22 protein-coding genes are annotated in these 22,509 nt (G+C 70.4%); 6 read left to right on the top strand and 16 right to left on the bottom strand.

The window, feature by feature from the left end; translation table 11 throughout:
- Positions 1-103 precede the first annotated feature (103 nt).
- Positions 104-2,830, top strand: coding sequence for a hypothetical protein (locus E3O39_RS18930; protein ID WP_166787422.1), 2,727 nt, complete (start codon positions 104-106; stop codon positions 2,828-2,830).
- A gap of 142 nt (positions 2,831-2,972) precedes the next feature.
- On the opposite strand, the gene E3O39_RS06460 is transcribed toward E3O39_RS18930, so the two are convergent.
- Entirely contained in the window at positions 2,973-3,845 is an 873-nt protein-coding gene (locus E3O39_RS06460; RefSeq protein ID WP_134449961.1) for an EamA family transporter, read from the bottom strand.
- A 173-nt stretch (positions 3,846-4,018) separates the two neighbouring features.
- Between E3O39_RS06460 and E3O39_RS06455 the strand changes: the two genes are divergently transcribed.
- Together E3O39_RS06455 and E3O39_RS06450 are read left to right on the top strand one after the other, a co-directional pair.
- A complete protein-coding gene (locus tag E3O39_RS06455; RefSeq protein ID WP_134449960.1) occupies positions 4,019-4,729 on the top strand; it encodes a VIT family protein in 711 nt (236 codons plus the stop codon).
- Between the two features lie 15 nt (positions 4,730-4,744).
- Positions 4,745-5,146 carry a DUF3054 domain-containing protein gene (locus E3O39_RS06450; protein ID WP_134449959.1) on the top strand — a complete coding sequence of 134 codons (402 nt, stop codon included), beginning with the start codon at positions 4,745-4,747 and terminating at the stop codon, positions 5,144-5,146.
- A 2-nt stretch (positions 5,147-5,148) separates the two neighbouring features.
- Here the strand turns inward: E3O39_RS06450 and E3O39_RS06445 are convergent, their stop codons facing one another.
- Both E3O39_RS06445 and E3O39_RS06440 read right to left on the bottom strand, forming a co-directional pair.
- Positions 5,149-5,751 carry a DUF6518 family protein gene (locus E3O39_RS06445; protein WP_134449958.1) on the bottom strand — a complete coding sequence of 201 codons (603 nt, stop codon included), beginning with the start codon at positions 5,749-5,751 and terminating at the stop codon, positions 5,149-5,151.
- Between the two features lie 88 nt (positions 5,752-5,839).
- Positions 5,840-6,481, bottom strand: a complete 642-nt coding sequence (locus E3O39_RS06440) for an NADPH-dependent F420 reductase (protein ID WP_134449957.1) — start codon at positions 6,479-6,481, stop codon at positions 5,840-5,842.
- Positions 6,482-6,614: 133 nt separating this feature from the next.
- Between E3O39_RS06440 and E3O39_RS06435 the strand changes: the two genes are divergently transcribed.
- On the top strand, positions 6,615-7,094 hold the full coding sequence (locus E3O39_RS06435; RefSeq protein WP_134449956.1) for a MarR family winged helix-turn-helix transcriptional regulator: 480 nt from the start codon (positions 6,615-6,617) through the stop codon (positions 7,092-7,094).
- 97 nt (positions 7,095-7,191) lie between these two features.
- Here the strand turns inward: E3O39_RS06435 and E3O39_RS06430 are convergent, their stop codons facing one another.
- From E3O39_RS06430 to E3O39_RS06385, 9 genes are all read right to left on the bottom strand, one after another.
- A complete protein-coding gene (locus tag E3O39_RS06430; RefSeq protein ID WP_134449955.1) occupies positions 7,192-7,470 on the bottom strand; it encodes a hypothetical protein in 279 nt (92 codons plus the stop codon).
- 164 nt (positions 7,471-7,634) lie between these two features.
- Positions 7,635-8,447 (bottom strand): FAD:protein FMN transferase, encoded by an 813-nt coding sequence (locus E3O39_RS06425; protein WP_241984992.1) that lies wholly within the window; start codon positions 8,445-8,447, stop codon positions 7,635-7,637.
- A 39-nt stretch (positions 8,448-8,486) separates the two neighbouring features.
- Positions 8,487-9,059: an FMN-binding protein gene (locus E3O39_RS06420; RefSeq protein WP_241975336.1), complete on the bottom strand. Its 573-nt coding sequence runs from the start codon at positions 9,057-9,059 to the stop codon at positions 8,487-8,489.
- A complete protein-coding gene (locus tag E3O39_RS06415; RefSeq protein ID WP_241984991.1) occupies positions 9,056-10,459 on the bottom strand; it encodes a ferric reductase-like transmembrane domain-containing protein in 1,404 nt (467 codons plus the stop codon). Before E3O39_RS06415 ends, E3O39_RS06420 begins: the two co-directional genes overlap by 4 nt.
- A gap of 125 nt (positions 10,460-10,584) precedes the next feature.
- Positions 10,585-11,121: an FMN-binding protein gene (locus E3O39_RS19270; protein WP_198413388.1), complete on the bottom strand. Its 537-nt coding sequence runs from the start codon at positions 11,119-11,121 to the stop codon at positions 10,585-10,587.
- Entirely contained in the window at positions 11,118-12,557 is a 1,440-nt protein-coding gene (locus tag E3O39_RS06400; RefSeq protein ID WP_241984990.1) for a ferric reductase-like transmembrane domain-containing protein, read from the bottom strand. Before E3O39_RS06400 ends, E3O39_RS19270 begins: the two co-directional genes overlap by 4 nt.
- Before the next feature lie 80 nt (positions 12,558-12,637).
- Complete coding sequence (locus tag E3O39_RS06395) at positions 12,638-13,690, bottom strand: FUSC family protein (protein WP_241975339.1); 1,053 nt, start codon at positions 13,688-13,690, stop codon at positions 12,638-12,640.
- The gene (locus E3O39_RS06390; protein WP_134450081.1) at positions 13,690-16,170 is read right to left on the bottom strand and encodes an ATP-dependent helicase; all 2,481 of its coding nucleotides are present in this window, start codon (positions 16,168-16,170) and stop codon (positions 13,690-13,692) included. Before E3O39_RS06390 ends, E3O39_RS06395 begins: the two co-directional genes overlap by 1 nt.
- A gap of 114 nt (positions 16,171-16,284) precedes the next feature.
- Positions 16,285-17,313, bottom strand: coding sequence for a glycerophosphodiester phosphodiesterase family protein (locus tag E3O39_RS06385; RefSeq protein WP_134449952.1), 1,029 nt, complete (start codon positions 17,311-17,313; stop codon positions 16,285-16,287).
- Positions 17,314-17,349: 36 nt separating this feature from the next.
- Here E3O39_RS06385 and E3O39_RS06380 point away from each other — a divergent pair, with 36 nt between their 5' ends.
- Complete coding sequence (locus E3O39_RS06380) at positions 17,350-17,925, top strand: hypothetical protein (protein WP_134449951.1); 576 nt, start codon at positions 17,350-17,352, stop codon at positions 17,923-17,925.
- A gap of 77 nt (positions 17,926-18,002) precedes the next feature.
- Entirely contained in the window at positions 18,003-18,809 is an 807-nt protein-coding gene (locus E3O39_RS06375; RefSeq protein ID WP_134449950.1) for a Bax inhibitor-1/YccA family protein, read from the top strand.
- Between the two features lie 120 nt (positions 18,810-18,929).
- On the opposite strand, the gene E3O39_RS06370 is transcribed toward E3O39_RS06375, so the two are convergent.
- The 4 genes from E3O39_RS06370 to E3O39_RS06355 all read right to left on the bottom strand — a co-directional run bounded on the left by E3O39_RS06370 (position 18,930) and on the right by E3O39_RS06355 (position 22,506).
- Entirely contained in the window at positions 18,930-19,592 is a 663-nt protein-coding gene (locus E3O39_RS06370; protein WP_134449949.1) for a response regulator transcription factor, read from the bottom strand.
- Between the two features lie 150 nt (positions 19,593-19,742).
- Positions 19,743-20,138, bottom strand: coding sequence for a hypothetical protein (locus tag E3O39_RS06365; protein WP_134449948.1), 396 nt, complete (start codon positions 20,136-20,138; stop codon positions 19,743-19,745).
- Positions 20,139-20,455: 317 nt separating this feature from the next.
- A complete protein-coding gene (gene guaA / locus E3O39_RS06360) occupies positions 20,456-22,075 on the bottom strand; it encodes a glutamine-hydrolyzing GMP synthase (protein WP_134449947.1) in 1,620 nt (539 codons plus the stop codon).
- Positions 22,072-22,506 carry a DUF3817 domain-containing protein gene (locus E3O39_RS06355; protein ID WP_134449946.1) on the bottom strand — a complete coding sequence of 145 codons (435 nt, stop codon included), beginning with the start codon at positions 22,504-22,506 and terminating at the stop codon, positions 22,072-22,074. Before E3O39_RS06355 ends, guaA begins: the two co-directional genes overlap by 4 nt.
- Positions 22,507-22,509 lie beyond the last annotated feature (3 nt).

Here is a 22,509-nt window from a genome sequence, read left to right as displayed (position 1 = left end):
TGACCAGTTCAAACTCTAGCGTCCCACATGCCCCTGCCTCGCCAAACCTTCCGGACGGCAGTACCATGCCAGCCACACCCCCCGCCGCCCGGAAGGACCGCGCATGGCCGGACCGTTCAGGACATCCGCTTCCCCGCACGTTCTCGAACTGCGGGTGCACGGCATCAACAACACCTCGCCGTTCGCCCTGCTCGACCTGCCGCCGGATGAGGTCGAGCTCGCCGCCGGCGATGTGCTCGGCAGCTTCTGGACGCCGACTCCAGATTCCCTCCGGCGTCATCGCCGGGCAGCCGATGCCGCGGAGCAGCGCGGCTACGTCCCTCGCCGGATCCGCCGCGAGGCATACTCCTGGGGCGGACTGGTGCGCAGCACCCCCGGTGGGGCCGGGCCGGTCTGGGCGGTCATCGCCGCACTCGCCCGGATCGGCTGGGCCCTGCTGCTCCCGTTCTCGATCGCCAACGCTGCCGCCTGGTGCTGGAGGCTCCCGACCCAGGCGGTGCCGCGCGGCCTCAGCGTCCGGGCCGGGGTCATCCGCCTGTTCGGCGTGCTGCTGACGCTCCTGCTCGTCGCGACGGTCGCGAACCTCGGCATCGACCTGCTCGCCCGGCAGTGCTACGTCGACGGGGCGCTGGTCTGCTCCGGGCTGCCCGGCGCGCTCGGCGGCCTCGCCGCGTGGACGACCGGGCAGCGGATGGCCGTCTTCTCGCTCGCGCCGATCGCGATGATCCTCGGGATCTGGCAGCTCTCGAACGGCGCGCGGCTGCGGTATGACGTCGCCGACCGCTATCTCGCCGCCCGGCCGCCAACGGCGGCACGACCGGGCGCCCGCCCGGCGGACGGGCGACCCGGCACGCCGGCCGAAACGCCCCGGCCGCTGCTGGAGTCCCCGCACCTCTGGAATCGGCGCGGTGAAACGCACCGGCTCTCGCTCGCCCACCTCGCGGCCGGGCTGAGCCTCACCTCGCTGCTCTCCTGCGCCGCCCTGGCCGGCGGGGGCGACGGGGTGCGCGCGGGCGCGTCCGGAACGGCGGCGGGCGTCGTCTTCCTGGTCGCGGGGACCCTGCTCCTGGCCGCCCTCGTGACCGCGGTCTGCACGCGCACCCTTCCCGTCGAGCCCATCGCGCGCACTCCAGGCGCCCGGTGGCACACCGCGCTCGTGCTGCTCGGCATCGTGACACACCTCGCGGCGCTCCTCGTCCTCGGGCTCGCCCCGCCCGCCCCTGGGGACAACGGGGCGGCGACCCCCGGATCGGCCCAGGGCACGGCAGCCGCGGTTGCTTCCGTCTCCCCGGTCTCCTCGATCACGCTGCTCGCACTCCTCGGCGGCATGCTCGCCTGCGTCGTGGCGAGCGCCGTGTTCCGCTACCCCGCCCCGCGCGGCCGGCTCCGGTTCGAAGCGTGGCACGGCCTCGCGCCCGCCGTGTTCCTGACCCTCGCGCTCGCCATCGGGCTCATCCTGTCGAGCCTCCTCACCGTCGGGGTCGGCACCTGGCTGAACGGCGGGGCCGGTGCGAGCGCCCTCCTCGGTGCGCCGACGAATGCCGCAGGGTCGCCGGCGACGCCCCTCCTGACCGTGCCGGGCGTGTACCCGTGGTTCGGCGGGCTCGCGTTCGCGCTCCTCGCCGTCGCGGCGCTCTCCGTGGCCTGCGCCCTGATCCGGCCGCGCCGGGTCGGCCCCCGCGTCGCGGAGTGGAGCCCGGACGACCTCTCGCCCGGGTCCGGCGACGGTACGGGAACGGACGCCGCGGGAGCGGACGGCGGCCACGCGGGAGACCCCGGCTTCGGTGGACCCGACGGCCCGGGCGTCCCCGGTGGCGAGACCCCGATGCCGGCGGGATCCGAGGCCGAACTCGTGACGCTGCTCCGCCCCGTGCGCGACCGCAAGCGCGCGCTCGCGGCTCGCCTGCACCTCGTCGAACCGGTCACCGGGATCGTCGCCTCGGCCGGCTTCCTCGCCCTCTTCGCGACCGAGGTTCTCACCGCCGTCGTGCCCCGACTGCTGCCGGCGGATGCCGCGGCAACGGCACCGGGGTCCGTCCCGACCGGCGGCATCACCGCACCGCCCGGGCTGCTCGCGTGGCTCGACGTGTCGATGGCCGGATGGGCGGGCGTCGCCGTGCTCGTCCTCGCCGGGCTCATCATCCCCCCGGCTCCCGGGCGGGCGACGAGGCCGCTCGCGATCGTCTGGGACCTCGCCTGTTTCCTGCCGCGCGCCGGGCATCCGCTCGGGGCTCCCTGCTACACCGAACGGGCCGTACCCGAAGTCTGCCGCCGGGTGCTCTGGTGGCTGGACGGCAGGGAGGAAGGGACACCACCGCGCCAGCGGGAGGTCGTGCTCGCAGCACACAGCATGGGCGCGGTCGTCGCGGTCGCCGCCCTCTTCTCCCTCGCCGCGCACCCGGACTGGTCGGCGCGGCGGGACCGGGTCACGCTGTTGAGCTTCGGCGTGCAGGTGCGGCCGTACTTCGGGCGGTTCTTTCCCGAGATCCTCGGGCCGGACGTGCTCGGCACCCTGCCCTGCCTGCGCCCCCGGCTGTGGAGCACGGACCCGTGGCTGGCCGACGCGCTGGCGACGCCGCCCGTGCCGGAAGCGGCCTCGCCCGCTGCCGCGTTGCCGGTGCGGCGCTGGATCAGCCTGTGGCGGGCGACCGATCCGCTCGGTTTCCCGGCCTGGTCGAACCGGGCGCCGGGCAACCCGATCGACCGGTTCGCCGATGAGATCGATACGAGCGGGTACACGGGCGCGGTCGGCACCCACGGAGAGTACTACCGCACCCGGCAGTACCACGACGCCCTCGCCGACCTCGCCGGCACCGCCCCTCCCGGCTAGCCTGTGCCGCGCATCCGCCCGCGCGGCCTTCCGCCTCGTGCGCGCCCGTTGCGCCGGTGCGCGCCCGGCATGCCTGGCGCGAAGCGGCGCAACTGGCGCGTTCGGCCGGAGCCGTCGTCGGCCCGGCGGGCGGATGCGGGGATCAGCCGAGCGCGAAGAGGGCGGAGGAGGCGAGGGCGGTGCCGACGCCGATGGACTGCGGCAGCGTGAGGCGTTCCCCGAGGACCGCGATCGACAACAGGATCGTCGCAACCGGATACAGGGCGACCAGCACGCCGACCACGGCGAGGTTGCCGGAGTACAGGGCGATGAGCAGGAGGGCGTCCCCGATGCCGAGCAACACGCCGGCGACCATGCTCCCGGCGATCCAGCGCGGCCCGGCCGACCGAAGCGGACCCAGCGAGAACGGGCGCCGGCCGGCGGACCTGCGGCGCCACATCCCGAGCACCAGGAGGAGCAGGAGACCGAGTGCGATCTCCACGAACGCCGGGACAAGACCGGCGGATCCGGGGGCGAAGGAGAGCGCGACGACGGACAGGCCGAACGCGATCCCGGAACCGATACCGACGATCCAGGCCTGCCGGGACACCCGCACGCTCCCGTCGCGGCGCGAGGTCGACACCAGCACCGCGCTCGCGAGGGCGAGACCGACGGCGATCCAGGCCGCACCAGAGAGCCGCGTGCCGCCCACGGTCGCGACGCCGACCGGCACACCGGCGACCAGGAGGCCGATCACCGGGGAGAGCACGCTCACGGGACCCACGGTGAGCGCCTGGTAGAACAGCACGAAGCCGACAACAGCCGCCACCCCCGAGACCGCACCCCAGAACACGGCGCCCTCCGACCAGGTCCCGCCCACGACCAACAGGCCCGCGACGAGCGCGACCGTCGCCCACAGGTAGGTCAGGGTTGTCGCGGGCATCACTCCGAACCGCCGTGCGCCGAGGGTTCCGAAGAAGTCCGAAACGCCATAGGACAGCGCGGACGCGAGAGTGAGCACGACCACGAGGATCACGAGTCCATCCTCCAGCACGACGGCCCGGCGCGGCAATGCGACGTACGGGATCGACGCACCACGAACGGTCGGGGCGGGGACGATCGGGACGGCGGACAGGGGGACGACAGGATCAGGGCGGTCCCGCGCCTCCGCGAGTAGCGCGAAAGCCCTGGGGCTGCTTGACTTCCGGCATGACTGAACTCGACCACGGCATCGAACCGCACGCCCCCGGCCACGCCGAACGGCTCAACTGGCTGCGCGCCGGTGTGCTCGGCGCGAATGACGGCATCGTCTCCGTCGCCGCACTCGTCGTCGGCGTCGCCGCGGCCACGCCGGATTCCGCGGCGATCCTGATCGCCGGAGTCGCGAGCCTCCTCGCCGGGGCGATCTCGATGGCCCTCGGCGAATACGTCTCGGTGAGCAGCCAACGCGACACCGAGCGCACCCTGATCGCCAAGGAACGCTGGGAGCTCGCCAACCTGCCGGAGCAGGAACTCGCCGAGCTCGCCGAGATGTACCGGGCCAAGGGGCTCAGCGTGGAGACGGCCCGACGCGTCGCCGACGAGCTCACCGCGCACGACGCCCTCGCCGCGCATCTCGAGGTGGAACTGCACATCGGCACCGAGGAACTCTCGAACCCGTGGCACGCGGCGTTCGCATCCGCGCTCGCGTTCACCGTCGGTGCGATCCTGCCGCTTCTCGCTGTGCTGCTGCCACCGCCGGCGTGGCGGCTGCCTGCCACGTTCCTGGCCGTAGCGGTCGCCCTCGTGGTCACCGGCTGGCTGAGCGCCTACCTCGGCGGCAGCCCCCGCGGCCGCGCGATCTCGCGTGTCCTCGTCGGAGGCCTGCTCGCCCTCGGCGTGACCTGGGCGATCGGCGGCCTGATCGGCACCTCGGTCTGACCGTAGGCTGGTGCCATGTCCTCACCACGCACGCTCCCAGCATCCGCTCTGCTCGCGGCGGGCATCGACGCCGCCCTTGTGCTCGTCTTCGCGGCGATCGGCCGCGCGAGCCACGGCGAGGACCTGCTCGGCGTGCTGGCGACCTGGTGGCCGTTCCTCGGCGGCCTCACGATCGGCTGGCTGATCATGCGCGCCTGGCACGCCCCGCAGCGGATCGTCTACACCGGGCTCGGTGTCTGGCTCTGGACGGTCGCGGGCGGTTTGCTGCTCCGGGTCGTGAGCGGCCAGGGCGTTCAGCCGAGCTTCATCGTCGTGACGGCGATCGTGCTCGGTCTGTTCCTGGTCGGCTGGCGCGGCATCGCGGTGCTTGTGCGCCGGATCCAGGCACGTCGTCGGGCCTCGACGCAGGTCCAGTAGCCTCAGCCGGCCGCGATCGCGTCGTAGCCGAGGAAGGCCGCGAACAGCGCGGCCGCGACGAGCGCCGCGGCGCCGAGCGCGCGCATCCGTTCCGGCAGTGTCACGCCCCAGGCGACGGCGAACCCGGCTCCGGCAAGGGCCTCGCACCACCACTGCGGGCCGCCGATGAGCACGATGCCGTACAGGCCCTCGCCGAGGACGAGCCCTCCGATGATCGCCGCGGCAACGATCCGCTGCCCCGCGAGGGGGCTGCTGGCCAGCGCGCCGGCCCATCCGCACAACGCCCCTGCGGCGACGCCGACGGCGCCCCACAGCAGCAGGATGCGCGGCGGAGCCGGCTGCGGCGCCAGGAGCACCCACACGGAGACCATCGTCAGCAGGCCGACCGCCCCGACTCCGGCCGCGGCCCTGCCGTGCACCCGGAACCCGGCGGTGACGAGGAACGGCACGAGGCCCCAGAGCGCGCTCGTGTTCGCGAGGGTGTCCCAGGGCGCGGGAAGCACCGCGAACAGCAGCCGGGCGAGCGCCCCGGCGGTGACTCCCGCGGCGGCAGCCACGAGATACCAGACAGCCCGGCGCCTCGGCAACGGGTCTCGGGAGGTCACGGGCCCAGCCTAGGTCCCCGACCCGCCAAGAGACGCCACAGCCAGCGCTCCGCGGATGCGGGCGCTGGCTGTGGCGGGGATCAATCGGTTAGACGAGCACCTTGAGCGAGGTGTTCCAGTTGAAGTCCTCGAAGGCCGGGTTGGCCTGCAGGGTCATCACGAGGAACTGGAAGCCCTCGAGCTCGCGGGCACGACGCAGCGGGCCGACGACGATCGGACGCTGGCCGGCGGCGGTGACGAAGGCGGAGACGGTCGCGTTCGCCTCGTCGGAGTCGGAGGCGATGAACACGTCGAGCGGGAGGCCCGCGGCGGTGCCCGCGACGAGGGCACCGGCGAAGGTCGTGTTGAATGCCTTGACGATGGTCACTCCGGGCGCGGCGAGCGCTGCGAGTTCTTCGGCGGCGGAGGTGCCGGGGGCGACGACGAGGGAGTCGAAGGTGCTGAAGTCGACGGGGTTGGTGATGTCGATCACGGTCTTGCCGGACAGGGCGGCACCGAGGGTGGTGACGATTTCCTTGGCTGCGTCGAACGGGAGCGCGAGCACCACGATGTCACCGGTGAGCGGGCTGGTGAGAGTGCCCGAAGTGACCTGGGCGCCGAGCTCGGCGGCGAGGGACGCAGCCTTGGCCGGGTCGCGATCAAGGATCTGGAGGCCGCTTCCGGCGACGACGGCACGGGTGCCGATGCCGCGAGCCATGTTGCCGCTGCCGATGATCGTGATGTTCGTCATAGTTGTTTTTCCTCCGGAAGAGTGTCAGATGGATGCTGCCTCCGGCGGGATTCCCGTCACAATTACTTGAAGCAACAACTAAAGACTACGACTCTTTAGTTGAACCGTCAAGTTAACCGGTAGAATTCTCGGCATGACCGAACCGCGCTGGCTGACAGATGACGAACGCGAGGCCTGGCTGCGCCTGATGGCCGTGACCATGCTCCTGCCGGGGCGACTCGAGACGCAGCTGAAACGGGATGCCGGGCTGAGCCACTTCGAGTACTACGTGCTCGCGATGATCTCGGAGAGCTTTGAGCGCTCCCTCGCCCTGAGCGAGCTCGCCGCACGCACGAACTCGTCGCTGTCCCGCCTGTCGCACGTGATCGCCCGGCTCGAAGTCCAGGGCCTGCTCACCCGGTGCGCCTCGCCGAGCGACGGCCGCACCTCGATCGCCCAGCTGACCGAGGCCGGCTGGGCCAAGGTCGTCGCGAGCGCGCCCGGCCACGTCGAGGAGGTGCGCTCGGTCGTCTTCGATTCCCTGACGCCCGGTCAGGTCAGCCAACTCTCCGAGATCTGCGGCAGCCTGCTCGGCACCCTCGACCCGGACCACCGCCTGCTCCGCCCGAGCTGAGCCGGCACGCGCCGAGCCCGCCGCCGTCCAGCCATGCCCGAGCCGGGCACGGCCTGGACGGCGGGTTCAGGCTCTGCGGTCCCCGGTGCGTCCCGGTCTACCGTTCGTAGTCGTCGACGTCGTCGAACTCCTCGGCATCATCGATGTCGATGATGCTGTGCTCGTCGACACCGCGGTCGTCCTCGTCCTCGTCGTCCTGGTCGACGACGCGGTCGTCAGCGTCGATCGACCAGTCGAGATCATCGTCCGGGTCGTCTTCCGGGACCAGGTCCTCCTCGAGGGTGAGCTCGACGTCGTCGATGTCGCGGTCTTCGTCGAGACCGTCGCTGCCGGAGTCCGTTCGCCGTGGCCAGAGCCCGTCCGGGTCAATTCTCATTGTGGCTGCCTCCTCGTCGGAAGAGGGACGTCCCCCGCTGGGTGCCCCCGCGCGAGCAACGGTACGCTCCCGCCCCGCCACCGACAAGGGCCGGGTCGTCCCTGTGCACAACCGGTGGAAATCGGTGCGGAACCGTCCGGAACCCTCGGGAACCCTCCGGCGGCTCAGCTCTGGCCGGAGCGAAGCCCGGCTGTGGCGACGAGCGAACCGTCCCGCAGGACCGCGAGGACCTCGATCGGGAAGGTCTCGATGCTGCGGCCCAGTGCCGCCTCGCCGCCCGCGATGATCGTGGTGGCGAGCACGTCGACGGTCACGATGTCGAGACCGATCACGCTGACTTGCCGGTACGGCGAGGGTCCGCCGCCCGCGCTGGTCCAGATGTGCTCGCCGCGCTCGGCACTTCCCGAGGTCGCGACGGCCCGCACCGGGGCGACGAGCGGCACGGAGGCCAGGAGTTCATGCCGGCTTGCCGGGTCGACGATTCCGGCGACCCAGTCCTGGCCCGGTGACTGGTCGCCGCTCACGAGCAGGTCGCCGCCCGCATTGACCGACCACTCCGAGAGTCCGAGACCCCGCAGGGCCTCCCCCGCCTCCGCGATCGCGAGGCTCTTCACGACCCCGGAAAGGTCGAGCACGCCGTCGGCGCGGTGCGGCGTGAATACGCCGTCCGTGCGGTCGCGCCAGTCGAGCGCGATCGCGTAGCAGTCCCGTAGCTCGGCGCTCGCCTGGGTGAGACGAATGTCCCCCCGCGCGATCCTGCTGATCTCCGAGTCGGGCCGGTACAGGCTGAAACGCTCGTCCCAGCGGGTGAAGACCGTGCGGACGGCGGCGAGGGCCGCGTCCGGGGCGGCGGCCTCGGTGACGGCGCGGGTCCCGCCGTCACCGAGGCCGCCGTCACGCATGGCGCCGCCGCGTGCCGTGCTGCCGATGCGGAGGCTCACGACGGTGCCCATGGTCTCGAAGGTCTGCGCGTCCATGACGCCAACGCTAGCGGCGCCCCCTGCCGGGTGCACGATCTAGAACCCGGCCGTGTCGAGCGCAGCCTGCAGCGAGGTGAGGTAGCCCCTCGTCGTGTACGTGGCTCCGCTGACGTTGCTGACCTTCGCGGACTGGGCGGAGAGCACCTCGGAGCGGAGGATCGGGGCGGCCTGCGCGCTGATCGCGACGGAGCGGCCGCCGTCGTTGGTCAGCTGCAGGGCTGTGACCTCGGTGATCGTGCCGTTGGCGATCGTGACGGAGACCTGAACGGGGCCGAACCGGGTCTGCACGGACGATCCCGTGAAGGTCCCCGTCGGTCGGGCCGCCGGGGCAGGCGCCGCAGGGGCAGGCGCGGCCGGAGCGGGCGCCGCCGCTGTCGGCACCGTGGTCGTTGAACCGGCAGACGTCGTCGCCGGACCGGACACTGCCGGTGCTGAGGCGGCCGGCGTCGGCGTTGCCGGGCCGGCGCTCGGAGCCGGGATCGTCGCGGGCGCGGCCTGCGGCGCCGAGAGCGCCTGCATCGAGGCGTTCGCCTGGGCGCCGACCTGCCACCCGACTGCGAGCACGGACAGGGACGCCAGGGTGGCCAGGCTGACTGCGCGGGCCCTCACCAGTCGAACCTTTCGAAGTGGATCTGCCGGGTCGGCAAGCCTGCCGACCGGGCGTCCCGCACGACCTCGTCCGTCCACTTGCGTGGCCCGCAGATGTAGACATCGGCCTCGCGGAGCTTGGGCACGAGGGTTGCGAGGGTGATCCGGGCCTGGACCGCGTCGCCGGGGAGCCAGCTGCTGGTTCCCGGGGCGCGCTTGCCGGCGATGATGCGCAGTTCGGCGCCACGGGCGCGGCAGAGGGCGGCGAGTTCATCGACGAGGTAGGTGTCGTCGACGGTGCTCGACCGGAGGAGCACGGTCGCCTGCCCGGGTGCGAACGTGGCGGTCTCGAGAAGCGAGCGGATCGGGGCGACTCCGATGCCCGCGGCGATCAGGACGATCCGCGGCGAGGTGCGGGCGAAGTCGGTGAAGAGCCCGTACGGGCCTTCGAAGCTCACCCGGGTGCCGACGGGCACGCGCGGGAGCGTGGAAGACGCGTCGCCGAGCCCGCGGACGGTGATGCGGAGGGACGAGCCGGTGGGCGCGGCAGAGAGCGAGAACGGGTGCGCCTGCCACCACAACCCGGGGGTCCAGAACCGCCAGATGAAGAACTGGCCGGACTTCGCCCTGAGGCTGCGCAGCTGCCGGCCGGACAGGCGGATCGAGACGACCCCACGGGCCTCCTGGTCGACTCCGACCACGGTGAGGCGGGCCCTCAGCGATCGCACGATCGGCACGATGAAGCGGAAGAGGATGATGGACCCGGCAACGCCCGCATACAGGGCGAGCCAGTAGTAGCGCTGCAGCGATCCCTCGCGGAACAGGGTGCCGACGCTGAGCTGGTGCGGAATCGCGACGAGCACGGCGACGTAGGACAGCAGGTGCACGAGGTGCCACACCTCGTAGCGGAACTTGTGCCGCACGATGACGAGCGAGGTGACCACGACGGCGATGAGCAGGCCCAGCCCGAGGAAGGCCAGCGGCATGTCCGGGAGCGACGAGAAAATGATCCAGACCTCGTCGAAGAACCCGGCGGGCTGCACGAGCGCATACCCGATGGTGAGCAGCACGGCGTGGGCGAGGATCAGGTAGAGCGCCGGCTTGCCGAGCGACTGGTGCAGCGCCATCGCGCTGTCGTGGCCGAACGCCCTGTCAATCGCGGGCAGCCGCGCGGCGAGCAGCATCATCACGAGGAGGAGGTCGGTGCCGACCAGCCCGGTGACGATTCCGAGTGCCGTGATGGCGTCGGCGGGTGTGCTGATCCTGGCCGCTCCCCCGTCGGCGAGGAAGACCGCGACGACGAGCGCCACCGAGACCACCGCGAGGATTTGCAGGCTGTCGGCCAGTCGCATCCGCCGCGGGTAATTCGGGTGGATGCGCGGCCTGGCTTGGTGCGGGCGTGCGCGCGTGTCGAGGCTCATAAGGTGAGCATCCCCGGCGAATCCAATGAATCTCTATCGAGGACCTGAGAGGAACCTGTGCGTCGCCAATGTGCGCTGCACGAGTTCACAGGTTCCCCTCTGCCCGGCGAAACGGATGCCCTCGGCTAGAACCCGGCAGCGTCGAGCGCCGCCTGCAACGAGGTGAGGTACCCCTGGGTCGTGTAGGTCGCGCCGCTCACATTCGCCACCGCGGCGGACTGTGCCTTCAACACTTCGGCCTTGAGCACGGGGGCGGCCCGGTTGCTGATCTGGACCGACTTGGAATCCTTGTCGGTCAGCTGGAGCGCAGTGACGTCGGTGATCGTGCCGGCCGCGATCGTGGCGGAGACCTGCATGTTCCCGAACCGAGTGGCGACGACGGAACCGGTGAAGGTTCCGGTGACGCCGGCCGCCGGGGCGGCCGCGGCCGGGGTAGCCGTCGCGGTCGCGGTCGGAGTCGCGGTGGCGACCGCCGGCGCCGTGGCCGTGGCTGTGGGGGTCGAAACGGCCGGGGCGGATGCGGCGGCAGACACCGTCGCATCCGTCGCGGATCCGCCCAGGGTGTTCTGCAGGGAGGCGACGGCCGGTGTTCCGACCAGCCACCCGATTGCCAGTACGGACAGGGACGCTGTTGCGGCCGCAGCCGCTGCTCGTTTTCTCACCAGTCAAACCTTTCGAAGTGGATCTGTTGCGTGGGTAGACCGGCCGAGCGGGCATCCCGCACGACCTCGTCGGTCCACCGCCGTGGACCGCAAATGTAGACGTCCGATTCGCTGAGATTCGGGACGAGGGTTCTGAGGGAGATCCGCGCGTTGACGGCGTCACCGGGCAGCCAGCTGTGGGCTCCGGGCGCACGCTTGCCCGCGATGATCCGGAACTCGGCTCCCCGCACGCGGCAGAGCTCGGCGATCTCGTCGACGAGGTAGCTGTCCGCGACGGAGTGCGAGCGCAACAGCACGGTCGCCTGGCCCGGCGCGAATGTCGCCGTTTCCAGGAGCGCCCGGATCGGGGCGACGCCGATGCCTGCGGCGACGAGCACGATCCGCGGGCTCGTCCTGGCCCGGTCGGTGAACAACCCGTACGGGCCTTCGAAGCTCACCCGGGTCCCGACCGGCACCGAGGCGAGGTCGGTCGAACCGTCGCCGAGGGCGAGCACCGTGACCCGGAGGGAGTTGTGGGCCGGCGCGGCGGAGAGCGAGAACGGGTGCACCTGCCACCACTGCCCGGGCGTCCAGAACCGCCAGATGAAGAACTGGCCTGCGGTCGCCTGCAGGTGGTGAAGCCGGCGGCCGGTGAGGCGGATCGACACGACACCGGGCGCCTCACGATCAATGCCGGCCACGACGAGCCGGGAGCGCAGCGACCGCACGATCGGGAGCACCACCCGGTAGACCACGATAGATCCGGCCACGGCGACGTAGAGGGCGAGCCAGTAGTACCACTGCGGCGAGCCGGCGACGAGGACCGTACCGGCGGTCAGCATGTGCGGCAGTGCGGCGAGCACGGCGACGTACGAGAGCAGGTGCACGATGTGCCAGACCTCGTATGGCAGCTTGTGGCGCACGATGACGAGCGACGTGACGACCACGAACACGAGCAGCCCGAGCGCGATGAAGGCCAGGAGCATGTCCGGCATCTGGGTGAGCATGTTCCACGTTTCGGCGAACACGTTGACCTCGCTGGAGAGGGCGTACCCGATGATGAGGAAGACCGCGTGGGCGAGGATCAGGTAGAGGGCCGGCTTGCCGAGGGACTGGTGCAGCGCCATGGCGCTGTCGTGGCCGAAGGCGCGGTCGATCGCGGGCAGCCGGGCGGCGAGCAGTGTCATCACGAGCAGCAGGTCGGTGCCGACGAGGCCGGTGACGATGCCGATCGAGGTGAGGGCGTCCGCGGGGGTGCCGAAGCGGGCGGCCCCACCGGAGCCGAGGAAGAGGGCGACGGCGAGCGCGACCGAGACGATGCAGAGCACCTGCAGGGTGTCGGCGAGGCGCATCCGTCTCGGGTAGTTCGGGTTGACGCGTGGGGCGGGCTGACGGCGGGTGTGCGTCGTCTCGGGGAGACGCTGCTGGAGGCGCAGGGGTCTGGTGTCGAGGCTCATGTTCCGAGCATCGGGCCGCTTCCGATGGGGAGCCTTTCGGAAGCCTATGTGCCGGCTATGAAATCCGCCTCACCTGCCGCCTATGCTGCTGCGCCGGTCCGCTTTCCGGAGCCGAACCGGAAGAGCAGCACGAGCAGGATCGCGACCGCCGCCCCGAGTGCGGTCTCGACGATGCGGTCGACGAGCAGGGCGGGCACCGGAACGGGACTACTGAGGTGCACGACGGAGAGGGCGAGCGGGGTGATGAAGAGCAGCGCGGCGCCGTAGTGCTTGCCGACCAGGATCTCGGCGCCGAACTGGCTGACCGCGATCACGACCACGAGCCACGCGACGGATGGCCCAGGCAACAGCACGAGGCCAGTCACGACCACGCCCAGTGCGGTCCCGACCACGCGGTGCACGGCCCGGGAGATCGAGTGGGCCGCCCGGGGCGGCGGCAGCACGGCGACGACGGCGACAACGGCCCAGTAGGGGTGCCCGATTCCGGCGGCGATCGCCAGACCGCCGGCGATGAGCACGCCCACGACGTTCTGCAGGATCGCCAGCCAGACCTGCGGATCGGTGACGGCCCGCGGCCAGAGGCGCGGCCGCCGCGGCAGACCTTTGAACAGCACGGCAGACCGGTCCCCCGAGAGCCGCCGGAGCGTCCAGCCGGACATCGTCAGCAACCAGGCGAAGACCGCACCGCACACCGCCACGAGCAGCCGCGGTCCGAATTCCGCCGCGGGCGTCGGCACCTGGGCGCAGACCGCGAACGCGAACACGAAGAACAGCGGGGTGCCGGGCACGAGCCCGGCGGTCGCGGCGATCAGGATGCCGGCGGCCACGACGAACAGCAGGCCGGCGGTCAGGAGGGGAAGGCTCGCACCGGCGATGGCCACGATGAGCGCGAGGGTGATGCTCACGAGCAGGAATCCCCCGCCGATGCTGATGGTGCGGGCACGGAGCCGGTAGGGCTCGTTGCGGCCGTAGAGCGCCGTCATCGCACCGAAGGACGCGTAGGCGGTCCAGTCGAGGCGCCCCCAGACCACGAGGAGCACCAGTGGAAGTGCCATCGCGAGGCTCGCTCGCACGGCCACTTCGATGTCGAGCGCGCGCAGCGAACGCACCCGTTCGAGGAGTCCCTCCGACACTAGATCTTCTCGATCGGCGCGATCTTGATCAGGAGCTTCTTTGCGCCCGCCGTATCGAACTGGACGTGTGCGACCCGCTTGGTGCCCTCGCCGGTGACCTGGTTGACGCGCCCGTCGCCGAAGCTCGAGTGCCGGATCCGGTCGCCGGCCGCGAGCTCGAGGTCGCCGTTGTCGCGGACCTGGGTGACGGCGTTCGCCCACTCGGTCTTCGGTTTCGGGGCGGGCGGCAGCTCGCTGAAACCGCTGCGGGTGGAGTTGAAGCCGCCGCCGAAGCCGTCCCTGCGATTGAGCGCACGCGACTGGGTGCCGTTCCGGGAGTTGGCCATGCCGGGCGACTGCTTCCAGTCGATCAGCGCGGCCGGGATCTCCTGGAGGTAACGGCTCGGCATGGCCACGTTGATCTCGCCGAACTGGGCGCGGGTCATCGCGAGCGAGAGGTAGAGGCGCTGCCGGGCCCGGGTGATGCCCACGTAGAACAGGCGGCGTTCCTCGGCGGGGCCGCCCGGCTCGTTCGCCGACATCTGGTGGGGCAGCAGCCCCTCCTCGACCCCGGTCAGGAACACGGCTTCGTACTCGAGGCCCTTCGCGGTGTGCAGTGTCATCAGGGAGACGGTGCCCGAGGCGTCGTCGAGGTCGTCCGCTGCCGCGACGAGCGAGACCTGGGTGAGGAAGTCGACGAGGCCGGCGTCGGGGTTCTCCCGGTTGAAGTCCTTCGTCTGGGCGACGAGTTCCTCGATGTTCTCCGCCCGCGCTTCGTCCTGGGGGTCGCGGCTGTTGCGCAGCACCGTGAGCAGCCCGCTGCCCTCGAGCACGAAGGTCAGCAGCTCGGAGACGTTCACCGGCCCGCCGGGATACGCCGGGTCGATCTTGAGGGCGGCCTCGTCGAGCACGCCGGCCAGCTGCAGGATCGCGCCGGTGACCTTCTGGCCGAGTCCGAGGGACGCGGAATCGCGCATCGCCTCGCGGAAGCTGATCTGGTTGGCCTCGGCGAAGCTGCCGAGCCCGGTCTCCGTTGCGGGGCCGATGCCGCGCTTGGGGGTGTTCAGGATGCGCCGCAGGGCGAGCTCGTCGTCGGGGTTGGCGACCGCGATCAGGTAGGCGAGCGCGTCCTTGATCTCGGCGCGCTCGTAGAACTTGGTGCCGCCGACGACCCGGTACGGCACGGCGGCGCGGACGAAGATCTCCTCGAGCGCCCTGGTCTGGGCGTTGGTGCGGTAGAACACGGCCATGTCCCGGTACGCCATGCCGGCCCCGTGCAGCGTCTCGATCTCGTCCGCGACGAACTGGGCCTCGTCGTGACCGTTGTACGCGGTGTAGCCGACGATCTTCTCGCCGTCGCCGCCCGCGCTCCACAGCTTCTTGTCTTTGCGGTCGAAGTTGTGGCCGATCACGGCGTTCGCCGCCGAGAGGATGTTCTGGGTCGAGCGGTAGTTCTGCTCGAGCAGGATGACCTTCGTGCCGGGGAAGTCCCGTTCGAATTCGCTGATGTTGCGGGTGTCGGCGCCGCGGAAGGCGTAGATGGACTGGTCGGAGTCGCCGACGACGGTGAGGGAGGCACCGGGGATGCCGCCAGTCGGCTCGCGCAGGTTGCGCACGTGCACGCCGGTCGCCTCGAGTTCGTCGGCGAGCTCTGCGGTGACGGGTAGCGTGAGTTCGCGTACGAGCGAGTACTGGGCGTGGTTGGTGTCCTGGTATTCGTCGACGAGGATATGCCGGAAGCGCCGCCGGTAGGTTGCGGCGACGCGGGGGAAGGCGCGGAACAGGTAGACCGTCTCGCCGATCAGGTCGTCGAAGTCGAGGGCGTTCGCCGCACGCAGGCGCTGCGTGTACTGGCGGAAGATCTCGATGAACATGACCTCCTGCGGGTCACTGAGGTTGACGTTGCGGGCGTAGGAATCGACGTCGGCGAGCTCGTTCTTGAGCTTGGAGATCTTCGCGGCGGCGTTGCCGGGCGTGAATCCGTACGTGTCGGCGTCGAGCGACTTGATGATGCGCTTGAGGGTGACCTTGGTGTCCGCGGAGTCGTAGATGCTGAAGCTCGAGGAGAGGCCGGCGCTCTCTGCCTCGCGACGCAGGATGCGGACGCAGGAGGAGTGGAAGGTCGAGATCCACATGCCCTCTGAACCCTCGCCGAGGAGGACCTTGACCCGCTCGCGCATCTCGGCGGCGGCCTTGTTCGTGAAGGTGATCGCGAGGATCTGGCTCGGGTAGGCCTCCCGGGTCTCGAGCAGGCTCGCGATGCGGCGGGTCAGCACGCTCGTCTTGCCACTGCCCGCACCCGCGATGATGAGGAGGGACGGCCCGCGGTACTCGACGGCTTCGAGCTGCTGCGGGTTGAGCCCGTCGAGCAGGGGACTCTGCCGCTGGCCGGGCTCGCCATCGGGGCGGCCGGGGCCGTAGCCGTCGCCATAGCCGTCCAGGATTATCGGCGTTGCCGAAGAAGTGCGTGCGGGGGTGTTGTCCGGGTCGAAGGGCGTCATCATCTCGCCTCCAAGTCTAAGCGGTGCCCCTGACACCGGCAGGGGCACCCGGCCGCATGCCGGCGTTGCCGGCAGCACGTCGACCGGAGGCACGTCGACCGGCGGCCGCCCGGGTCAGCGGTCTTCGCGGGCCTCTGCGGCGAGTTCGTCACGGACCGCAACGGCGAGGTCGGGGTGGTCGGCGAAGACCCCGTCGATCCCGGTGCCCATGATGGTGCGGAACTCGGTCTGCCAGTCACCGAAGTCGGCGCGGAACCGCCCGCGCTGGAAGGTCTTCGCAAGGAACACGTTCTCCGGGCGCAGCGTCCAGCAGTAGATCTCGAGGTTGGCGGCGTGGGCGGCGTCGACGAGATCGGAAGCTCCCGTGACGTGTCCGTCCGCCCCGATCTCGAGGACGAGCGACTTCGGCACGCTGACGCCGTCGACGAGACCGCTCAGCCCGTAGAGGCCCTGGTCGGTCAGGTAGTCCGCGTAGTCGGGGGCCGAGCGGCCGAGCAGGCGCACCTGGTCGGCCGGTTTCCCCGTCGCCTCGAGCAGGAAGATCCGCTTCCCATAGATGCCGCGTGCGTAGACCTGGTCGAGCAGGGTGCGTTCGAAACTCTCGATCGTGAGCCGCCCGTCGCCGGCGTTCCAGCCGGCGGTGTTCACCTCGGCGGCGAAGAGTTCGTCGACAGGGAGGCCGATCGACTCGAAATAGCTCGCGTGCTTGATCTCGGCGACGACGCCGACCGGGCGCCTCGCCCGGCTGGACACCCGGTCCATGAGCTTGAACACGTCGCGCAACCGCAGCAGCGGGAATCGGCCGTCGAAGGACGCGCTGGCCTTGCGGAGTGCCGGCAGCCGTTCGCGAGCTCGCAGGGTGCGCAGCTCGGCCCAGGTGAAGTCCTCGGTGAACCAGCCCGTCATGCGGATGCCGTCAATGACCTTCCGGGTGCGGCGAGCGGCGAATTCGGGATGGGCCGCAACATCCGTCGTCGCGGAGATCTCGTTCTCGTGACGCACGATGAGCACGCCGTCGCGGGTGACGACGACGTCGGGTTCGACCGCGTCCGCACCGAGGGCAACCGCGAGCTCATAGGCGCCGCGGGTGTGCTCCGGCCGGTAACCGCTCGCCCCGCGGTGACCGATCACGATCGGTTGCATTCCCTGACCATACGCGCTGCTGGCAGACTCGAAGCCATGACACTCTGGAGGGAACCCGACACCCGGCGCCACTCGCCGGCGGTGTATCGCGCCCGCCTCACGCTCGGAGTCTCTGCCATCGCCCTCGGCGTTGCCGCGACGAACCTCACGAGCACCTACAGTCTCTTCTTCCTCGCCATCGGGCCCGCCGTGCAGCTGCTCGGCTGGCTCGCGCTGCCCGGGGCCCTCTGGCGGCGACTGCTGGTGATCCTCCCCGCGGAAATCGCCGCGCTCACGCTCCTGGCCGGCCCCGATTTCACCGGCGCGTTCGCCGTACTCCTCGCGTGCTGGCTGTTCGTGCGGCACCGGCCGGGGATCAGCTACCTCGTGCTGCTCGCCCCCGTCGTCGTGAGCTTCGCCCTCAAGCTGTCGCTGCACAACTCGTCGCAGAACTGGGTCGGAGACGTGGCCGGTTCGGTGACCGTGATCGCCGCGGCGTGGGTCGCCCGCGCTCTCGCACGGCGACGCTGGGCGCGGCTCAATCCGCCGCCGGCCGGCGAAACGGCCGGAACAGGCGACACCGGGGACAACCCCTCAGGATCTACAAGGCAGACGCCCAGCAGGGCTGAATAGACTCTCAGAAACGCCCACCGGCGTAGTGCCGGATCCCCGGCGTTGACAATACCCGAGCTGATTGAGATCTTAGGAACATGGCATCCTCAAACCCCGCATTCTCGCGCAATCCCGCCTTTGCCGCACAAGGATCCGCGGCAGCGAACGGCCTGACCGAAGCTGACCTGCAGCGCATCTACGAAGCGCCGTCCGCAGGCTCGCAGGACACCGGCCGGATGACCTACGAAGACACCATCGTGAAGACCACGCTGAGCTTCGCCCTTCTGCTCGTCGCAGCAGCGGCCAGCTGGCTGCTCACTCCCACGATGCCGTTCCTGCCGTTCCTCGGCATGATCGCCGGCCTCGTGCTCGGCCTGGTCAACGCCTTCAAGAAGGAGCCGTCACCGGGCCTGATCCTCGCGTACGCCGCAGCGGAAGGCCTCTTCGTCGGCGGTATCTCGTACATCTTCGAGGCCATCTACCCTGGCGTCGTCGTCCAGGCCGTGCTCGCGACCCTCGTGGTCGTCGGTGTGACCCTCGCCTTGTTCGCAAGCGGCAAGATCCGCGCCTCGAAGCGCGCGACCAAGGTCTTCCTGATCGCGATGGTCGGCTACTTCGTGTTCTCGATGCTCAACTTCGGCCTCGTCGCCTTCGGCGCCGTCGACAGCCCGTTCGGCCTCAGCAGCAACGTGAAGATCTTCGGCATCCCGCTCGGCGTCGCGATCGGAATCCTCGCGGTGCTCATGGCCGCGTACTCCCTCGTGCTCGACTTCGACTTCATCCAGCGTGGCGTCAACAACCGGGTCGCCCGCAAGTACGGCTGGTCCGGCGCGTTCGGCATCATGGTGACTGTCGTCTGGCTCTACGTCGAGCTGCTCCGCCTCTTCGCGATCTCGCGAAACTAGCTCGCTCGCACCCTGGCGAGAGCAGGACATCGCCGCACACACTGTGAAGTCGGAGATTTTCGTCAGGAAGATCTCCGACTTCACGTCGTTAAGGCAGGGGTCGCAGAGCCGGAGGCCGGCTCAGATCCAGCCCTTGTCTGTCGCAATGCGGATCGCCTCTGACCGGTTGCTCGCCCCGAGCTTGGCGGATGCCGCCGAGAGGTAGTTCCGGACGGCCCCAGGGCTCAGGTGCAGGGCGCGTGCGACCTCTGGGGCACTCCGTCCCCCCGCCGCGAGGAAAAGGACCTCGGTCTCCCGCGCGGTGAGCGGTGATTCTCCGTGCATCATCGCGTTGATCGCGAGCTGCGGGTCGACCACGCGTTCGCCGGCCCGGATCTTCCGGATGACCGCGATCAGGCGCTCTGAGGCGAGGTCCGTGTGCTGGAAGCCGTCCACGCCGCCCTGGATGGCGCGGCGGACGTCACCGGGGCGCGGATGGCTCGCGAGCAGCAGCACCTTCACCCGCGGGTCGGCGGCCTGGATCAGCGGCAACAGCCCCAGGCCGTCGATCGTCGGCAGGTGGATGTCGAGGACGATGACATCGGGAGCGGTCCGGCGCACCGTCGAGAGGACCTCGGCGCCGTCGCCGATCGCGGCAACGACCTCGATGTCGGCTTCGAGCGAGAAGACGGCCTGGAGCGCCGTGCGCAGGAGGACGTGATCCTCGACGAGCAACACCCGGATCTGCGAGCCCTGCCCCTTCACCGGTGCGGGAAGTGCGGGCTGGGTGGTGTCGAAGCTCATCCCTGCCCCCTCCCGACGTCGGACGACTGCCCGCGATCACGGCAGTTGTGAAGTGGAAGGTCGCGTATGGACTCTAGCAAACACCGACAGCGAAAAACCCCCCGAACGGGGTGGGGATCTGCCCAGAAGTCCCGACCAACGCCCGGGCGGTCAGTGCCGGGAGGACGAAGCCTCGACGCGCCACTGCCCGTCCGGCCCGCCGGGCCGCGCGGTCGCCCGGCTCATCGAGAAGGTGCGGGTGCGGAACCGCCAGGCCAACCGGACCATCGCGACGCCCGCCTGCCGGTAGTGATCCGCGAGCGCACGGGTGAACACGGCGCGTCCCGGCACGTCGACCCAGCCGTCCGCGCCGGTGTACACGGCTTCGACGCGCGGCCGGGCCGCGGCGTTCCGGAACAGGACGATGGCCTCCGCGGCGATCTCATCGCCGTCGGAGTGGATGCGGTGCCGCGGTGCGGATTCCTCGGCAGGGACGCTCCGGGGCACAGCGCCCGGCGAGCGCGGCTCATCATCGAACCCGCGTGTTTCCGGAACCGTGGAATCCATGGGCGTCACCTTCGTCCGGGGACGACGCCCCGACCGGAATGCCCGGCCGGCTGCCGCCGCGAGGAGGCCTCCGCGGGAGACGACGGAGAGCCGAAGCGGCTCCCGTCGACGCTTCCCACTCATCCTCACGCGGATGCCACGACGCCGGAAGTCCCTCCTGTCACCGCTGCCCCATGACAGCTGTCACGTTCCGGTGATCGCCACCCGGAGCGCACCGGAAACGCACCGCCTTCGCCCGGTTACGAAAGAAGCACCCTCGTCTCGACGACGAGGGTGCTTCTTTCGTGCTGCAGCGGGAGTCGCTCAGCGGGGAGCGCTCACTCCCACTCGATGGTTCCCGGCGGCTTCGACGTGACGTCGAGAACGACGCGGTTGACGCCATCCACTTCGTTCGTGATGCGGTTGGAGATGCGGGCGAGCAGGTCGTACGGCAGGCGGGTCCAGTCGGCCGTCATCGCGTCCTCAGAGGAGACCGGGCGCAGCACGATCGGGTGACCGTACGTACGGCCGTCGCCCTGGACGCCGACGGAACGGACATCCGCGAGCAGCACGACCGGGCACTGCCAGATGACCCCGTCGAGGCCGGCGGCGGTCAGCTCGGCGCGCACGATCGCATCCGCGTGCCGCAGCAGTTCGAGCCGTTCGAAAGTGATCGAACCGACGATGCGGATGCCCAGGCCTGGACCGGGGAACGGCTGGCGCTGCACGATCTCGGGCGGCAGACCCAGTTCGGCGCCGATCGCACGCACCTCGTCCTTGAACAGGGTGCGGAGCGGTTCGACGAGCTCGAACTTCAGGTCTTCCGGCAGGCCGCCGACGTTGTGGTGGCTCTTGATGTTCGCGGTGCCGCTGCCGCCGCCGGACTCGACGACGTCTGGGTACAGGGTGCCCTGGACGAGGAAGCGGATCGGGTCGCCGTCCTTCTCCGCGGCCTCCCTGATGAGTTCGGCCTGGGCCTGCTCGAAGGTGCGGATGAATTCGCGGCCGATGATCTTGCGCTTGGTCTCCGGGTCGCTGACACCCTCGAGCGCGGCGAGGAACTGCTCGCGTACGTCCACGGTGACGAGGCGCACGCCGGTGGCCTTGACGTAGTCTTCCTCGACCTGGCGGCGTTCATCCTGGCGGAGCAGGCCGTGGTCGACGAAGACGCAGACGAGCTGGTCGCCGATGGCCTTGTGCACGAGCGCCGCGGCCACGGCGGAGTCGACGCCGCCGGAGAGCCCGCAGATGACCTTGCCGGTGCCGACCTGGGCGCGGATCTTCGCGACCTGTTCGGCGATGACGTTGCCGCTGTTCCAGTCGGCGGGAATCCCGGCGGCGCGGTGCAGGAAGTTCTCGAGCACGTCCTGGCCGAATTCGGTGTGCTTGACCTCGGGGTGCCACTGCACGCCGTAGAGGCGGCGCTCGTCGTTCGCGAACGCGGCGACCGGGGTCGAGCCGGTCGAGGCGAGCACCGCGAAGCCGGCAGGGGCGCGGGAGACGGAGTCACCGTGGCTCATCCACACGGTCTGCTCGTTCGGCTGCCCGGCGAGGAGGACGTTGTCGCCGCTCGCGACCGTCACGGGGGTCGACCCGTATTCGCTGAGCCCGGTGTGGGCGACCTCGCCGCCGAGGGCGGTCGCCATCACCTGGAAGCCGTAGCAGATGCCGAGCACGGGAATACCGAGGTCGAAGATCGCGGGGTCGAAGGTCGGGGCGCCCTCGGCGTAGACACTCGAGGGTCCTCCGCTCAGCACGATCCCGACCGGGTTCTTCGCGGCGACCTCCGCAGCGGTGATCGAGTGTGCGACGATCTCCGAGTAGACGGATGCCTCGCGCACGCGGCGCGCGATCAGCTGGGCGTACTGGGCGCCGAAGTCCACCACGAGCACGGGTCGGTCGATGCCGGACGCCTCCGTCGGAGTCACGACCACGGTCGGGTCGGCAACTGCAGTCATGAACGGGCCTCCGCACCCTCGGCGTCGGAAAGTGCCCTGGCGGAAAGCCAGGCGCGGACCTCGCGGGCGACGCGGCCCTCGAGGAAGAAGGACAGGGTGGGGATCACGCCGCCGAGGGCGATCAGCAGGAACCGGCTGAACGGCCAGCGCATCAGGCTCCAGAGCCGGAAGTCCGCGAACAGGTACAACACGTAGAACCAGCCGTGCATGATCAGGATCGCGGTGCTCAGATTGAACGCGGTGACGGTGTCGCGCGGGACGAGCAGCCCGTACGGGCCGCCGAGCTCGAGCTCGTACTGGAAGCCGAACTTGAGGATGACCTCGGCGCAGAGCAGCAGCAGGAAGACGCCGGTGATGATCGAGGACGTCTGGTAGAGCTTCAACGCCCCCGGGATGCTGGGGATATCAGCGCGTTTGGGTTCGAGTGGCATGCG

The sequence above is a fragment of the Cryobacterium sp. MDB2-A-1 genome (assembly GCF_004402675.1).
Lineage (GTDB): Bacteria > Actinomycetota > Actinomycetes > Actinomycetales > Microbacteriaceae > Cryobacterium > Cryobacterium glucosi.
The sequence above is the reverse complement of the archived record's forward strand: the minus strand, read 5'-3'. Positions and strand labels throughout refer to the sequence as shown.